This is a genomic window from Xanthomonas sp. CFBP 7698 (assembly GCF_003600855.1).
GTDB classification, from domain to species: Bacteria; Pseudomonadota; Gammaproteobacteria; order Xanthomonadales; family Xanthomonadaceae; genus Xanthomonas; species Xanthomonas cannabis.
Map to the genome: position 1 here is coordinate 165,440 of NZ_PRDN01000003.1, position 15,906 is coordinate 181,345.

General features: G+C 67.5%; 13 protein-coding genes. 6 read left to right on the forward strand and 7 right to left on the reverse strand.

Annotated features, from left to right (window positions below):
• Nucleotides 1-50 precede the first annotated feature (50 nt).
• From pdhA to XnspCFBP7698_RS14530, 5 genes are all read left to right on the forward strand, one after another.
• The gene (gene pdhA, locus XnspCFBP7698_RS14510; RefSeq protein WP_104579315.1) at nucleotides 51-1,139 is read left to right on the forward strand and encodes a pyruvate dehydrogenase (acetyl-transferring) E1 component subunit alpha; all 1,089 of its coding nucleotides are present in this window, start codon (nucleotides 51-53) and stop codon (nucleotides 1,137-1,139) included.
• Entirely contained in the window at nucleotides 1,132-2,202 is a 1,071-nt protein-coding gene (locus tag XnspCFBP7698_RS14515; protein ID WP_199680180.1) for an alpha-ketoacid dehydrogenase subunit beta, read from the forward strand. Before pdhA ends, XnspCFBP7698_RS14515 begins: the two co-directional genes overlap by 8 nt.
• 1 nt (nucleotide 2,203) lies before the next feature.
• Nucleotides 2,204-2,587 (forward strand): SH3 domain-containing protein, encoded by a 384-nt coding sequence (locus XnspCFBP7698_RS14520; RefSeq protein ID WP_047693941.1) that lies wholly within the window; start codon nucleotides 2,204-2,206, stop codon nucleotides 2,585-2,587.
• A complete protein-coding gene (locus XnspCFBP7698_RS14525; RefSeq protein WP_123137519.1) occupies nucleotides 2,584-4,185 on the forward strand; it encodes a dihydrolipoamide acetyltransferase family protein in 1,602 nt (533 codons plus the stop codon). The genes XnspCFBP7698_RS14520 and XnspCFBP7698_RS14525 overlap by 4 nt, the downstream gene beginning before the upstream one ends.
• A gap of 234 nt (nucleotides 4,186-4,419) precedes the next feature.
• Entirely contained in the window at nucleotides 4,420-5,697 is a 1,278-nt protein-coding gene (locus tag XnspCFBP7698_RS14530; protein WP_123137520.1) for a DEAD/DEAH box helicase, read from the forward strand.
• A 422-nt stretch (nucleotides 5,698-6,119) separates the two neighbouring features.
• On the opposite strand, the gene XnspCFBP7698_RS14535 is transcribed toward XnspCFBP7698_RS14530, so the two are convergent.
• The 6 genes from XnspCFBP7698_RS14535 to XnspCFBP7698_RS14560 form a co-directional block, all read right to left on the reverse strand.
• Nucleotides 6,120-6,452: a DUF6172 family protein gene (locus XnspCFBP7698_RS14535; protein WP_039407940.1), complete on the reverse strand. Its 333-nt coding sequence runs from the start codon at nucleotides 6,450-6,452 to the stop codon at nucleotides 6,120-6,122.
• A 135-nt stretch (nucleotides 6,453-6,587) separates the two neighbouring features.
• The gene (locus XnspCFBP7698_RS21855) at nucleotides 6,588-7,244 is read right to left on the reverse strand and encodes an LLM class flavin-dependent oxidoreductase (RefSeq protein ID WP_123137521.1); all 657 of its coding nucleotides are present in this window, start codon (nucleotides 7,242-7,244) and stop codon (nucleotides 6,588-6,590) included.
• A gap of 38 nt (nucleotides 7,245-7,282) precedes the next feature.
• The gene (locus XnspCFBP7698_RS14545; protein WP_123137522.1) at nucleotides 7,283-8,089 is read right to left on the reverse strand and encodes an oxidoreductase; all 807 of its coding nucleotides are present in this window, start codon (nucleotides 8,087-8,089) and stop codon (nucleotides 7,283-7,285) included.
• Between the two features lie 132 nt (nucleotides 8,090-8,221).
• Nucleotides 8,222-11,314, reverse strand: a complete 3,093-nt coding sequence (locus XnspCFBP7698_RS14550; RefSeq protein ID WP_123137523.1) for an efflux RND transporter permease subunit — start codon at nucleotides 11,312-11,314, stop codon at nucleotides 8,222-8,224.
• Complete coding sequence (locus XnspCFBP7698_RS14555; protein ID WP_123137524.1) at nucleotides 11,311-12,459, reverse strand: efflux RND transporter periplasmic adaptor subunit; 1,149 nt, start codon at nucleotides 12,457-12,459, stop codon at nucleotides 11,311-11,313. The genes XnspCFBP7698_RS14550 and XnspCFBP7698_RS14555 overlap by 4 nt, the downstream gene beginning before the upstream one ends.
• Before the next feature lie 76 nt (nucleotides 12,460-12,535).
• The gene (locus XnspCFBP7698_RS14560; RefSeq protein ID WP_123137525.1) at nucleotides 12,536-13,153 is read right to left on the reverse strand and encodes a TetR/AcrR family transcriptional regulator; all 618 of its coding nucleotides are present in this window, start codon (nucleotides 13,151-13,153) and stop codon (nucleotides 12,536-12,538) included.
• Nucleotides 13,154-13,241: 88 nt separating this feature from the next.
• On the opposite strand from XnspCFBP7698_RS14560, the gene XnspCFBP7698_RS14565 reads away from it, so the two are divergent.
• Nucleotides 13,242-14,714, forward strand: a complete 1,473-nt coding sequence (locus XnspCFBP7698_RS14565; protein ID WP_123137526.1) for an efflux transporter outer membrane subunit — start codon at nucleotides 13,242-13,244, stop codon at nucleotides 14,712-14,714.
• 338 nt (nucleotides 14,715-15,052) lie between these two features.
• On the opposite strand, the gene XnspCFBP7698_RS14575 is transcribed toward XnspCFBP7698_RS14565, so the two are convergent.
• Nucleotides 15,053-15,484 carry a VirK family protein gene (locus tag XnspCFBP7698_RS14575; protein WP_123137527.1) on the reverse strand — a complete coding sequence of 144 codons (432 nt, stop codon included), beginning with the start codon at nucleotides 15,482-15,484 and terminating at the stop codon, nucleotides 15,053-15,055.
• Nucleotides 15,485-15,906 lie beyond the last annotated feature (422 nt).

A 15,906-nucleotide genomic window follows, 5' to 3' on the forward strand; every position in this document is an offset into this window, starting at 1 on the left:
AACATGGCAACTCATATCATTTGAAACTTCTTGATGAAGGTGTCGCCGCAATGAGCGTAGCCGCGCAGTTCCAGATCGACTATCTGCAATACATGGATGCGGACGGCAACCTCGTCCGCGACGACCTGCCGGCCGACGCCGCCAATCCGCAGACCCTGCTCGCCCTGTTCAAGCGCATGCTGTTCGTGCGCACCTTCGACACCAAGTCGGTGGCCCTGCAGCGCACCGGCAAGCTCGGCACCTACGCTGCCAGCCTTGGCCACGAAGCCACCCACGTGGGCATCGGTGCATCGATGCGCAGCGGCGATGTGTTCGCGCCCAGCTATCGCGAGTACGGCACCATGTTCGAGCGCGGTGTGCGCCCGCGCGACGTGCTGCTGTACTGGGGTGGCGACGAGCGCGGCAGCGACTATGCGCGCGACGCCGATGCGGCCATCGACTTCCCGATCTGCGTGCCCATCTCCACCCAGTGCCTGCATGCAGCCGGCTCGGCGCTGTCGTTCAAGCTGCAGAACAAGCCGCAGGTGGCGGTCGCTTGCTGCGGCGACGGCGGCAGCTCCAAGACCGACTTCTATGCCGCACTGAATTCGGCCGGTGCCTACAAGCTGCCGCTGATCCTGTGCGTGATCAACAACGGCTGGGCGATCTCGGTGCCGCGTTCGGCGCAGACCGGCGCGCAGACCCTGGCGCAGAAAGGCCTGGCTGGCGGCCTGCATTGCCTGCAGGTGGACGGCAACGACCTGATTGCGGTGCTCGAAGCCATGCGCCAGGCGCGCGTGCGTGCGCTGGCCGGCGACGGCGGCACGGTGATCGAGTTCATGACCTACCGCCTCACCGATCACACCACGGCCGACGACGCGCGCCGCTATCGTGGCGAAGACGAAGTCAAACAGGCCTGGACCCGCGAGCCGCTGCTGCGCCTGCGCCGCTATCTCACCGCGCAGGGCCTGTGGGACCAGGCGCAGGAAGACGCGTGGAAAGCCGAATGCGGCGCGCGCATTGACGAAGAGGTCAATGCGTACCTCAACACGCCGGTGCAACCGGTGGAGGCGATGTTCGATTACCTCTATGGCGACCCGCCGGCCGCGTTGCTGGCACAGCGCGCCGAGGTGATGGCCCTGGAGACGCGTCATGGATGAGCTCAAGCATGTGCCCGCCGACACGTCGCAGCACGCCAGTGCCCCTTACAACGCCGCTGCAACGCGCGGAGAGATTGCCATGAGTTCGCCCATCACCCTGATCGAAGCCATCACCCAGGCGCTGGCCTGGGAGCTGGAACACGACCCCGCGGTGCTGGTGCTGGGCGAGGATGTCGGCGTCAACGGCGGCGTGTTCCGCGCCACTGCCGGCCTGCAGCAGCGCTTCGGCAGCGAACGCGTGCTGGACACGCCGCTGGACGAAACCACCATCGCCGGCCTGAGCGTGGGCCTGGCCGCGCAGGGCATGAAGCCGGTGGCGGAAGCGCAGTTCGATGGCTTCGTGTATCCCATGGTCGATCACCTGATCTGCCACGCCGCGCGCCTGCGCAACCGCACCCGTGGCCGTCTGCATTGCCCGATGGTGTTGCGCGTGCCGTGGGGCGGCGGCATCCGCGCACCGGAGCACCACAGCGAAGCCAACGAGGCCATCTTCACCAACGTGCCCGGTTTGCGCGTGGTGTTGCCATCCTCGCCGCAGCGTGCCTACGGCCTGTTGCTGGCCGCCATCCATGACCCGGACCCGGTGATCTACATGGAGCCCAAGCGCATCTACCGCCAGTACAAGGAAGTGGTGGCCAACGACGGCGAGGCGTTGCCGCTGGATGTGTGCTTCGTGCTGCGCGACGGCACCGATGTCACCCTGGTCACCTGGGGCGCGCAGGTCAAGGAAGCGCTGGAAGCGGCCGACGCACTCGCCGGCGAAGGCATCAGTGCCGAAGTGATCGACGTGGCCACGCTGCGCCCGCTGGACTTCGACACCATCGCCGAATCGGTGGCAAAGACCGGCCGCTGCGTGATCGTGCAGGAAGCTCCGCGCACCGCCGGCTTCGGTGCGGAAATCGCCGCGCAGCTGGCGGAAAAATCCATGTACGACCTGCGCGCGCCGGTCGAACGCGTCACCGGCTACGACACGCATATCCCGCTGTTCCGGCTGGAAATGAAGTACCTGCCCAGCGTGGAGCGCATCGTCACTGCCGCACGGCGCGCCGTGGCTGCCGGCTGACATGCGCGCCCGTCTGCTCTGCACGCACCGCGCCGCCTACGCCAACCCGGTCCGCTTCCAGGCCGGCCAGCGGGTCAGCGTGGGTGTACGCGATGAAGAATGGCCGGCGTTCGCCTGGGTCACCACCGGCGACGGCCGTGCCGGCTGGGCGCCGCTGGCCTGGCTGCGCCCGTTGGGCGACGGCATGGCCGAAGCGCTGCGCGATTACGACGCACGCGAACTCATTGCCGACACCGGCGAGGACGTGTTGCTGCACCACGAACATGGTGGCTGGTGGTGGTCCGAGCGTGCCGATGGCGCGCAGGGCTGGCTGCCGGCGGCCGACCTGGAACTCCTCGACGACACCACGCCGCACGTGCCTGCGGCGCAAGAGAATCTGCCATGAGCGAAAGCAAGACGTTTCATCTGCCGGACCTGGGCGAAGGCCTGCCGGATGCCACCATCGTCGAGTGGTTCGTCAAGGAGGGCGACAGCGTGCGCCTGGACGATCCACTGGTGTCGATGGAAACCGCCAAGGCGGTGGTCGACGTGCCCTCGCCGTTCTCCGGCACCGTGGTCAAGCTGGCCGGCGCGGCCGGCGATGTGATCGTGACCGGTTCCATGCTGGCGCAGTTTGCGCTGGATGCCTCGCAGCCGCAGCGTGCCGATGGCCAGGACACCGGCCACGGGCATGGTCACGCCGCCGCCCAGGCCACGACACCGAGCACCGGCCAGAGCGCGGCCGGCTCCACCGAGCGCGTGGTGGCCTCCGATGACGGCGGCGAAATTGCCGATGCCGATGCCGGCACCGGGCAGCGCGACGACGCCGGTACCGTGGTGGGCGCGATGCAAAGCTCCGACACCGTGCAGAGCGAGCAGGCCATCGCCGTCGGCGGCGTGCGCGCGATGCCGGTGGTGCGGGCGCTGGCGCGCAAGCTGCGCGTGGATCTGGCGCAGGTGCGCGCCACCGGACCGGACGGCACGGTCACGCTGGCAGATGTGAAGCAGGCAGCCGCCGCCGGCGCCGCGCAGCCCTCACCCGGCGCGCATGGCGCGCCGACCTCTCCCGCAAGCGGGAGAGGTGGTGCAATCGGTGACGGTGGGAGGGGTGGTCCGATCGGTGGCGTTGGGAGATATGGTTCGATCGGTGACGACGAGAGAGATGGTCCGATCGGTGACGGTGGCAGAGGCGGTTCGATGGGTGACGGTGGGAGAGCCGCTGCGATCGCTGCCGACAGCAGAACGGCGACCCTTCTCCCGCCTGCGGGAGAAGGTGCCCGCAGGGCGGATGAGGGCAGCTCTACCCGCTCGCCGCTCTCAGCCAGCGGCAAGCCGATGCGCACCCAATCACCCGGCATCAGCGCCAAGGGCCAGCCCGAACAGCTCAAGGGCGTGCGCCGCAACATGGCACGCGTGATGGCCGATGCGCACAGCAAGGTGGTGCCGACCACGCTCAACGACGACGCCGACCTGCATGCCTGGCAGCCCGGTAACGACGTCACCGTGCGCCTGGTGCGCGCCATCGTGCGCGCGTGCCAGGCAGTGCCCGCGCTCAACGCCTGGTTCGATGGCGATGCACTCAGCCGCACCCTGCACCATCAGGTCGATGTCGGCATCGCGGTGGACACCGAGGAAGGCCTGTTCGTGCCCGCGCTGCGCAACGCCGACATGCTGGATGCGCACGGCATCCGCGAGGGCGTCAACCGCCTGCGCCAGCAGGTGGAAAGCCGCAGCATCTCTGCCTCCGAACTGAGCGGTTACACCATCTCGCTGTCCAACTTCGGCATGTTCGCCGGCCGCTACGCCACACCGGTGGTGGTGCCGCCGTGCGTGGCGATCGTGGCTGCCGGCCGTGCGCGCTATCAGCTCACCCCGGTCATGGGCGGGGTGGAAACCCACAAGGTCATGCCGCTGTCACTGACCTTCGATCACCGCGCCGCCACCGGCGGCGAAGCGGCGCGCTTCCTGCGGGCGATGCTGGACGATCTGGCGCTGGCCAGCTGAGGCGCAGCGGGCAACTGGCCTCGCCCATCGCTGGATGGGCGCGGCCGGCCTGGCGGCTGCCCTCCGCACGCCAACGCTTCGGCGGTTGCGCGCCTGGATTGTCGCGCGGCAGGGTTGTGGAGCCGCTGATCTGCGGCCTGGCGGCAAGGCCGCTGCCGACCGACGCAGTGTCGCCGGAAACCCCGATTGAGGTGCGACCGAGCGATTGCAGTGCAATGCCTGGATAATCGGCGCATGTCATTTTCCAATCTCTCGCTGTCGCCGCAGCTGCAGCCGTTCTTCGATACCGCGCTGGCCAAGGCCGGCGTGCGCACACCCACACCGATCCAGCAACAGGCCATCGGACCGATGCTGGCCGGACGCGATCTGATTGCGATGGCGCAGACCGGTTCGGGCAAGACCCTGGCCTATGCGTTGCCGCTGCTGCAGCAACGCGTGCTGGCACCGGAGACCGCGCCACGCGTGCTCGGCGCGCTGGTGCTGGTGCCCACCCGCGAGCTCGCCGCGCAGGTGGACGACACGCTGCGCCAGCTGGCTGCGCATCTGCCGCGGCGCCTGAAGACGGTGCTCGCCACCGGCGGCAGTTCGATCAATCCGCAGTTGCTGGCGTTGCGCGGTGGCGCCGACATCGTGGTGGCCACGCCCGGCCGGCTGCTGGATCTGGTCGATCACAACGCGCTGCACCTGAGCGAGGTGGCCACGCTGGTGCTGGACGAAGCCGACCGCCTGCTGGAGCTGGGCTTCGGCGCCGAGCTCGATCGCATCCTGGCGTTGCTGCCGGCGCAGCGGCAGAGCGTGCTGTTTTCGGCCACCTATCCGCCGGCCATCGCCGCGCTGGCAAAACGCCGCCTGCGCGACCCGCTGCGCATCACCATCGAGGCCACGCCGGAGCAGGCACCGGCAATCGCACAGCGCGCGATCGCGGTGGATGCCGGCCAACGCACGCAGCTGCTACGGCAACTGCTGCTCGACGCGGGCTGGCCGCAGCTGCTGGTGTTCGTCGCCAGCCGCCACACCGCCGAGAAGGTTGCCGAAAAACTGGGCAAGGCCGGCATCACGGCCCAGCCGCTGCATGGCGACCTGAGCCAGGGCCGCCGCGAGCGCACGCTGCGCGCGTTCAAGCAGCACGAGGTGCAAGTGCTGGTGGCCACCGATCTGGCCGGGCGCGGCATCGACATCGACGCGCTGCCGGCGGTGCTCAATTACGACCTGCCCCGCTCCACCGTCGACTACACCCACCGCATCGGGCGCACCGCACGCGCCGGCGCCAGCGGCGTGGCAATCAGCTTCGTCACCGCCGACAACGCCCAGCAATGGCGGCTGATCGAAAAACGCCAGGCGCTGCGTGTCGCCCCCGAGATCGTCCCCGGCTTCGAACCGACGCCCGGCGACGCGCCCGCTGCGGGCTCGCCCATCCGCGCAGCCGACGACAACGGCGGCATCAAGGGCAAGCGGCCCAGCAAGAAGGACAAGCTGCGCGCGGCTGCGCAGGCTGCGAGCAAACCGGACTGACGCGCCAGCAGCCCGGTACATCGCGTTGCGCAGGCGCTTCGGTCCGCGGGCGACGCGCGGTAGCAAGACCCCGTTGTCGCAGTACAGCCGCGCAGGTCCGGTTCGCCGCTAACCCCATGGCGACAAATGCCGCCTTGTGCGGAGCGCGACGCAGCTGGCGTACAACCTGGCGAGCCGCATCCGTCTGCTACGGACGCCGCAGCGCAACCTCAGCGCCTGCAGAGTGCAGCCGTTTCCCGGCCTGCAGCATCGCCTGCCCGGCCGCTGCGCAACCGCGATGAAAGCCGCGCTTCAAGCGCCTGACAGCAGCCGACAGCGTAGGTGTGGACGGTGCAAGGGCACTGCGGTGCACGCGTGCTGGATGCCGGTCCAGTGCACCGGCCGCGCCGTCATGGCGGCGGCGCAGTCGTCATGAGCGGCGCTCAGTCCTGCTCGAAATCCAGCTCGCCGCCGGCCAGCGCATCGCCGTCGGTGCGCGGGGTGCGCTTGGCGGGCTTGCGCAGGATTTCCACGAAGAACTGGTCGCCACCTTCGCTGGTGAGCGTGTTGATCGCGCGGATCAGCTCTGCCGGCGGCAGCGGCTGCGCACTGGCTTCGTCCACGCCAAAGCGCATGTCGAAGTCCCAGTAGTCCGCACCTTCCGGCAACTCCTTGCGGCGCTCGCGACGGATGTACTTGCGGATATCGTGCTTGCTGGACTCCAGCAGACGATCGCGGTTCTTGCCTTCAAGGTTGAGCTGGTAGGTCTTGCGCATGGCGACATCGGTTGGGAACTGGCCGCCTATTGTGAGGCCACGTGGCCGGTCTGGGTGAATCGGGGCGCGGCGGTGCCGGCGCGCCCTCACCACCGCCAACCTGGCCGGCACCCTGCGATCGCCGATAGATGGGGCTCAGCCCGGCACCGGACCATTGCGGTACGGCAGGCCGAGATGGTCACGCAAGGTCTGCCCGGTATAGCGCTGACGAAACAGGCCACGCGCCTGCAGGATCGGCACTACCTGCTCCACGAAATCGGTCAGGGCACCCAGGCCCGCGTCCGGGAGAATGGTGAACCCGCCGCCGATGTCGGCGCGAAACCAGGCTTCCAGGAAGTCGGCAACCTGCTCGGGCGTGCCGATGGCGACGGGGTGATGGCCGAGTACGCCATGCGCAAGGATGTCGTGCAGCGACCACCCCTGCAGGGCCAGCGCGTAGGCGCGTTGCGCACGCGGATCGGCGCTGGCGGGAACCGGCTGCGGCAGCCTCTGCACGGGGATCGGCCGGTCGGGGTCGAGCTGCCCGGCCTCCACCCCGAGCATCGCCGCGAGCTGGCGCAGGCGTGCCTGCGGGTTGCCCAACGCGTCCAGTGCAGCGCGACGGTCGAGCGCCTCACGCTCGCTGGACGCCAGCGAGGTGACCACGGAGGAGAATACGGTCACCTCGTCCGGCGCACGCGACTGGCGCCGCAGCGCCTCGGACAGCGTGCGCCAGTAGCGGCGTGCCGCGGCCAGATCCAGCGGTTGGTTGTAGACCGCCTCCGCGCCGGCGCTGCACTCGGCGGGCGTCACGATGCATGCAGTGGCTGGCACAACGCGGCCGCCACGCGTCAGCGCAGACCCAGCTGCTTGCGCAGGCTGCCATCCACCGCACCGGCGGGCATGAAGCGGCGCAGCTTGCGCAGCAGCGATGCCTGCCCGGGGGGCGTGCGACGCATGCGCCATGCACCCAGCGCGGCGTCCACCACGGTGCTGGCCACGTCCTGCGGTTCCGGTGCGTTGTCGATATGGCCGGTGACCGCACGGCTGACCACGCCACGTTCGCGGTCGTACTCGGCAATCGGGGTCTGCGCCACTGGCGAATTGCTGCCCAGGCTCGTCTTGGTATACGCCGGCTCCACCAATGTCACCCGGATACCGAACTGGCGCAGCTCATGGTCCAGCGATTCGGACAGCCCTTCCACCGCGTGCTTGGAGGCGGCGTACACGCCCATGTACGGCGCCGGCAGAAACCCCAGTACCGAGCTGACATTGACGATGCGTCCCGCGCGTTGTGCACGCATGTGCGGCAGCACCGCCTGGAGGGTGCGCAAGATGCCCAGCACATTGGTGTCCAGCAGTGCGGCGGCCTCTTCGACACTGGTTTCCTCCACCGCGCCGACCAGGTTGGCGCCGGCATTGTTGACCAGCACATCGATGCGGCCGCTGTGCCCGACGATGCCATCGACGACCCGTTTGATGGACGCTGCATCGCGGATATCCATCTCGACCAGCTCCACGTTCGGCAGCGGTGTTGCGCCAGCGCGATTGCGCACCGTGCCGTAGACGATGCAGCTACGCGCGGCGAAACGCGCGGCGGCCACGCGCCCGATCCCGGACGAGACGCCGGTGATCAGCACCACAGTCTGTTGTTGCATTGCAGGTTCCTCGAATGAAAAGGAGAGCAGCGTGCGCTTACGCAGCAAGGCCGACGCGGGCGCCGCGGTTCGAAAGAGATGCAAGGACCACACACCTGGGCGACGGCAGCACCGCTGCCGCCGCCCGGCGCCTTACGCGTGCTGTGCCACCGCAGGCTTACTCCCGGTGGTGTCGGGCCGGATCTTGAACCAGATCGAATACATCGCCGGCAGGAACACCAGGGTCAGGATGGTGCCGGCCAGGGTGCCGCCGATCAGCGTGTACGCCAACGTGCCCCAGAACACCGAATGGGTGAGCGGGATGAACGCCAGGATCGCGGCCAGCGCGGTCAGGATCACCGGCCGCGCACGCTGCACGGTGGCTTCCACCAAGGCATGGAACGGGTCCAGTCCTTCGGCTTCGTTGTGATGGATCTGCCCGATCAGGATCAGCGTGTTGCGCATCAGGATGCCCGACAGCGCAATCAACCCGACCAGTGCGTTGATGCCGAACGGCTGCTGGAACAGGATCAAGGTCGGCACCACGCCGATCAGGCCGAGCGGGCTGGTCAGGAACACCATCACCATCGCCGAGATCGAGCGCACCTGCAGGATGATGATGAGCAAGGTGGCCGCCAGCATGATCGGGAACAACGGCAGCATGGCGGTGGTTGCCTTGCCGGATTCCTCGATGGAGCCAGCCTCCTTGATCTGATATCCACCGGGTAGCTTGTCGATGATCGGCTGCAGCTGCTTGGTGATCGCTGCCGAGACATCCGGCGGCTGCAACTGGTCGTCGACATCGCCACCCACGGTGATCGTTGGCACCCGATCACGGCGACGCATGACCGGCTCTTCCATGCGCACATCCACCTTGCCCACCTGCGACAGCGGCACGCGTTGGCCATTGCCACCGGCCAGGGTGAAGTCGGCGATGCGGGCCGGATCGAAGCGCGTGTCGCCGGCCGAACGCGCCACCACCTGCACGCTGCGGATATCCTCGCGCACCAGCGTGATCGGCACGCCGGTCAGCAGGAACTGCAACTGCTGGGCAACCGCGGTCGAGGTCAAGCCCACTGCCTGCAGGCGGTCCTGGTCCAGGCTGAAATGCAGCGTCGGTGTGCGCACGCCCCAGTCGGTATTGACGGTGCGCAGCATTGGGCTGTCCTGCATGACCTGCTTGACCTGTGCAGCGATGCCACGCAGCACCTGCGGGTCGGGACCGCTCACCCGGTAGGCCACCGGAAACTGCGAGTACGGGCCGAAGGTCAGTTGCGTCACGCGCACGCGCGCTTCCGGTGCCAGGCCTTGCGCGATCGCCTCACGCAAGCGCAGCTTCAGCGCATCGCGCTCGTGCTGGTCGTCGGTACGCACCACGATCTTGGCGAACGAGGGGTCCGGCAGTTCCGGGCCCATCGCCAGGAAGAAGCGCGGCGCACCCTGACCGATGTACGCGGTCACGATCTTCGCTTCCTTCTGCCTGGACAGCCAGGCTTCCACCTTGGCGGCCGCCGCACTGGTCTGGGTGATCGAGGTGCCGTACGGCAGCTGCACTTCCACCAGCACTTCGGGGCGGTCGGAGATCGGGAAGAACTGCTTCTTGACGATGCCCATGCCGACGATCGCCAGCACGAACAGTCCCACCACTGAACCGGCCACCAGCCACTTGCGCGCAATCACGCGGCCCAGCGCATCGCGAAAGCGGTTGTAGCGCGGCGTGTCGTACATCGCCGCGTGGCCGCCTTCGACCTTTTTCAGGTCGGGCAGCATCTTCACCCCCAGATAGGGCGTGAACACCACCGCCACCACCCACGACACGATCAACGCGATACCCACGATCCAGAACATGTTGCTGGTGTATTCGCCGGCCGTGGAGGCAGCAAACCCGTTCGGCATGAAGCCGACTGCCGTGACCAGGGTGCCGGACAACATCGGCGCAGCGGTGTGGCTCCACGCGTACGCCGATGCGGCGACGCGGCCATAGCCTTCTTCCATCTTCACCACCATCATCTCGATCGCGATGATGGCGTCGTCCACCAGCAAGCCCAGCGCCAGGATCAGCGAGCCCAGCGTGATGCGGTCGAAATTCTTGCCGGTGGCCAGCATCACCACGAACACCGCTGCCAGCGTCAGCGGCACGGCTGCCGCCACCACGATGCCCACGCGCCAGCCCATGCTGACGAAGCACACCAGCATCACCACCAGCAGCGCGACGAAGAACTTGGTCATGAACTCGCCGACCGACGCGTCGATGTTGACCGCCTGGTCGGTGACCTTGCTCAGACTCATGCCCAGCGGCAGCTCGGCATTGATTGCGCTGACTTCGCTGTCCAGCGATTTGCCCAGATCCAGGCCGTTCCAGCCATCGCGCATGATGATGCCCAGCAGCAACGCCGGTTCGCCGCCACTGCGGATCATGAAGGTCGACGGATCTTCGTAGCCGCGTTTGACGGTGGCGATATCGGACAGTTTCAGCGTGCGGCCCTGCACCACCAACGGGGTGTCGCGGATCTTCTGCAGGCTGTCGAGCGCGCCATCCAGGCGAATGAACACCTGCGGCCCGCGCGTTTCCACCGACCCGGCGGCATTCAAGGCGTTCTGTGCGTTGAGTGCGGCAAATACGTCCTGCGGACTGACGCCCAGCGTGGCCAGGCGCTCATGCGAGAACTCGACAAAAATGCGCTCGGGCTGCTCGCCGATGATGTTGACCTTCTTGACGCCCGGCACGTGCAGGATGCGCTGGCGCAGGGTCTCGGCATCGCGTGCCAGCAACCGCTGCGGCTCACCCTTGGCCTTGAGCGCGAACAGCGCAAAGGTGACGTCGGCATATTCGTCGTTGATCAGCGGCCCGATCACCCCGGCCGGCAGGTTGGCCACTTCATCGCCGGCTTTCTTGCGCGCCTGGTAGAACTGCTCCTGCACCTCACCGGGCGGGGTGCTGTCCATCAAGGTCAGCGTCGTGAACGCAAGACCGGGGCGCGTGTAGGTTTCGGTACGGTCGTACCAGCGCAATTCCTGCATGCGCTTTTCGAGTTTTTCGGCCACCTGGTCCTGCATTTCCTGCGGCGTGGCGCCCGGCCAGGCGGTCACGATCGTCATCACCTTGATGGTGAATGCCGGGTCTTCGGCGCGCCCGAGCTTGAGAAACGCCACCAAACCGGCCAGCGAAATCAGGAAGATCAGAAACAGCGTGATGGAGCGCTCGCGCACGGCGAGCGCCGAGAGATTGAACCGGCCCTCGCTCACGGCTGTGCTCCTGCCGCCTTGGCGGTGTTGCCAGCGGTGGCGGCAGTGCTGCCGGCAGCGCTGGCACCGGCGATGCGTACCTGCGCACCGTCGCGCAGCAGGTGTGCACCCAACGCCACGATGCGCTCGCCGCGCGCCAGCGTGCCGGCGACATTGGCATGGTCATCGTCCAGCCCCAGCACCGTCACCGGCCGCCAGCTCACCTTGGTCGGGTTGCCGGCAATCACCCACACGCCCGGCCCCTTGCCGGCATCGAACAGCGCGGCCAGCGGCACCTGCAGGCCAGACTGGGTGCCGGCCGTGGTGGTGCCGGGAACGCGCACGCTGACCGTGGTGCCAAGCGGCGCCTGCGCCAGCGCGCCGTCGAGCACGTAGCGTGCCTCGAAGGTGCGCGTGAGCCGGTCGGCACTCTCGGACAGCTGGCGCAAGGTGGCCGGCACACTGACGGCGGCATTGCCGAACAGCGTGGCCTGGGCCACCGAGCCGACCTGCGGGCGCAGGGTTTCCGGCAGCTGGATCACCGCCTCGCGCGGGCCGGCATGCGCCAGTCGCACCACCGGCTGCCCGGCCGCGACCACCTGGCCCGGCTCGACCAGGGTCTCCATCACCACGCCATCGGCATCGGCAAGCAGGTCGGAGTAACGGTTGGCGTTGCGCGCCACGTCGGCCTGGGCCTGGGCGGCGCTCAGCTGCGCCTTGGCCGCATCGGCAGCGGCCTTGATCTGGTCGTAGGCCGAGGCCGAGATGGCACCGGTGCCGCGCAGGTCGCGGTAGCGGGCCTCGTCGTCGATGGCCTGCTGGGCGCGGGCACGCGCGGCGGCGACCGCGTCCTGCTGCGCACGGGCAGCCAGCTGCAGATCCACCGGGTCGATGCGCATCAACGGCTGCCCGCGCTTGACGCTCTGGCCGGCATCGACCAGCCGTTCGGACACCTTGCCCGCTACCCGGAAGCCCAGGTCGCTCTGGACCCGCGCCGCGACGGTGCCGGAAAAGCTGCGCGCCGCACTGCTGGCGTCGCCCACCGTGGCCACCCGGACCAGCGGCGTGGCAGTACGTGGATCAGGCTGTGCCTTTCCGCCGCAGGCACTCAGTGCCAGCGGCAGGACACACAGGACGGTGGAGGTAACGAGGCGGCGCCGAAGCATGGGAATCCCGAAGCGATCTGATGAAGGCTCGCATCCTGGGACTTGTGACCAAATCAGTCAATAGTCACAGCGCAATTTATGGCGACAGGCTGCGCAGCACCAGACCCGACAGCAGCATCGGCATCTCTTCGACCTCTCCCATCCTGTATTGCAGGAGAGCAGGGTTCATGTAAGGGCGCAGCACCGCGTAAATGGCTCGGGTAGCTTCGTCCAAAGGAGTCTTCCTCTCAAAATCGCCGCTTTGCCGGCCCCGCTCCAAGACTTCACGTACCAAATTTTGTATACGAACTTCGTAAGCAATCACCGATTTCCAGCGCTCGGTTGCCGCCGATGCAGCAATTTCATAGAGCTTACGGTCATCGCTGCATAGCCTAAGACTCGCTGCGGTAATTACCTTGAAAAGACGACGAATTTGTTCGGCTGGCTGTTCGGTATCGTGTATCGCTGCGCAGACTTCAGACTCGATCTCACGCAGACAATTGGAGCAGATCGACTCGCCGATGGCCTGCTTGGACTCGAAGAACTTGTAGATGTAGGCCTTGGAGAACCCGATCGCCTTGGCCAGGTCCGAGACAGAGGTCTTTTCATAGCCATAGCGGCTGAAATGGTCGGTGGCGGCGACGACGATCTGGTCGCGCACGTCGTGATCGACCGGGCCACGGCCGGAAACTGGGTAACTGGATGCTTTGTTCATTTCGACAGCTTAGCGCTGTCGCCCCCGACTTACAAAAGTGACCATTTCGTATTACAGTCACTCACCGTCCCGTCACTCTGGTCCCGTCATGCCGTCACTCCGCACCCTTGCAGCGCTTATCGCCGCCAGCCTCGCCGCAGGCTGTGCGGTGGGCCCCAACTACGCTCGTCCGGATGCTCCCCTGCCCGAGCACTATCTCGGTCAGGCCGCCGTGGCTGAACGCCAGGCCAGCGCACAGGCCGATCTGGACAGCTGGTGGGTCGGCTTCAACGACCCGGACCTGAGCCGCTACGTCACCGCCGCACTGGCGCAGAACCTGGACCTGGCGCAGGCCACCGCGCGGGTGACCCAGGCCCGTGCCGGGCTGACCGCCGCCACCGCGGCGCTGCTGCCTTCCGGCAACATCAACGGCAGCGCGACGCGCGCCTACCAGTCGCTGGAGACGCCGCAGGGCCAGGTGCTGAACAGCCTTCCCAACTTCGATCGCTACGCGAGTATCTACGAGGCCAATCTGGGCGCCAGCTGGGAGCTGGATCTGTTCGGCGGCCTGCGCCGCGGGCGCCAGGCCGCGCTGGCCGACTACCAGGCCACCGACGCCGGCGCGGCAGCCACGCGCCTGGCGGTCGCCGCGCAGACCGCCGACATCTACATCAGCATCCGCGGCCTGCAGGCGCGGCTGGACGTGGCCCAACGCCAGGTCGCCACCCAGCAGGGCCTGGTGTCGATGGTGACACTGCTGCACGGCAAGGGCCTGGCGGCCGAACTGCAACTGCAGCAGGCCCAGGGTGCACTGGCCCAGGCCCAGGCCACGGTGCCCGGGCTGGAGGCCGGGCTGGTGGCGGCCATGAACGCGCTGGATGTGATGCTGGGCGTGGCGCCCGGCACCCACCGCGCGGAGCTGGCGGCCAGCAAGCCCATCCCGGCTGCGCCGCAGATCGCCGACAGCGGCACGCCGGCCGATCTGCTGCGCCGCCGTCCCGACCTGATCGTGGCCGAGCGCCGGCTGGCCGCGGCCAATGCGCGCATCGGCGTGGCGATGGCCGAGTACTACCCCAAGTTCTCGCTGAGCGGCCTGCTCGGCAGCGCCACCGCCATCTCCGGCGGCAATCTGTTCACCGGCGATGCCGCGCAGTCGTCCGGCGTGCTGGGGCTGCGTTGGCGGCTGTTCGATTTCGGCCGCATCAACGCGCAGATCGCGCAGGCCAAGGGCCAGGAAGCCGAGCAACTGGCTGCGTACCGCCTGGCTGTCCTGCGCGCCACCGAAGATGTGGAAAACGCCTTCACCGCGCTGGTCAAACGCGAGCAGCAGGCCAACGTGCTGACGCAGGGCGTGGAGGCGTTGGGCAAGGCGCGTGGCGCCTCGGCGCTGGCCTACGAAAAAGGCACCGTCAGCCTGATCGAAGTGCTCAACGCCGACGACAGCCTGCTGCGCGCGTCCGATGCGCAGGTGCAGGCACGCACCGAAGCTGCGCGCAGTGCGGTGGCGACGTTCAGGGCATTGGGTGGTGGCTGGCAGACCGGAGGCAATGAGGCGGTTGCGGTGCAGCGGCAGGAGCAATAGCGGCAGAGCGCGTGTGGCTTCGCCCCGTACCCTCACCACAACCCCTCTCCCGCAGGAGAGGGGCTACGGCCGCGCGCACTGCGCCGCACAGTGAAAAGACATCCATTCTCCCGCCGGGACATTGTCCTCCTTCATGGAGGAGAAGGCGCCCCGCAGGGGCGGATGAGGGTACGTGCGAAGCCTGGATTGCTTGCGCACCTTTTCATTACCCCACGAGACGTCGCCATGCCACGTCTCGCTAAACCATCGCAAATCCGAACGTACAACATCGAAGCGCGCAACTGCGATGCACAACTCCGAGCGTCCAACGCACGTAGCGCGTTACGCGTTGACCGCAATCAATCGGCATGAAACCGAATGCCCTCATTGATTGCGCATTGATACGCCAGCATCGGCCCGCGCTGCTGCAATGCCGGCAGGTCGTACATGTAGGTGGTGAAACGCACGCTGCCATCCGGGCGCAGCTGGTAACGCATGAACTGCTGGATCGGCTTGCCATCGTTGGCCACGGTGAAATGCGACCCCGAAAATGCCGCGGTGCCATCGTCGGTGATGCGATAGGCATCGATATGGCGGCCACCGCGGGTCTTGCTGATCGGCGTGCCTTGCTCGGGTGTGCAGCGACCGAGATCGGTGGTCAGGCTGACGTCGTAACCGGATTCCAATGCGGCAATGACGTCGGCTCGCGTCTTCAACGATTCGCTGGCCAATGCAGGCAATGCACTGGCGCACAGTACAGCGGCAACCACAGCGGGGATAAGGCGGGACATGGCGAACTCCAGGCAGAGGAGGGAATCAAGCGCCCTGAACGTTGGTCAGCCCAGGGCGGACACCATGCGCCAGGCGCGCCCGCCGCCGCCCGCCGCGCTACGCATTGCGCGGCATGTTTGCGCTGCGCGACAACGCGCGGGCACGGCGCACAGTTTGGTTATGCCTTCCTGCGCAGAGGCTGTTCTGACTTCTCCCCACGCGAGCATGCCGCGGCGCGGCGTCACTGACGGCGTTGTGCCCCGGCGGATCGGCAAGAACAGGCCGGGCAAGCGGGTGATCACCGCTGCATCCCCGGATCGACACGGGCCGCGGACACAGCCCACGCAAGACTTGCGGGAGCGCTGCTGCCAGGCGCAGCGCTGCCGGGCGTCGGCGCGCCGTCCGCACCACCCGGCCAGCACTCGCCATGGTCTGTCATGGC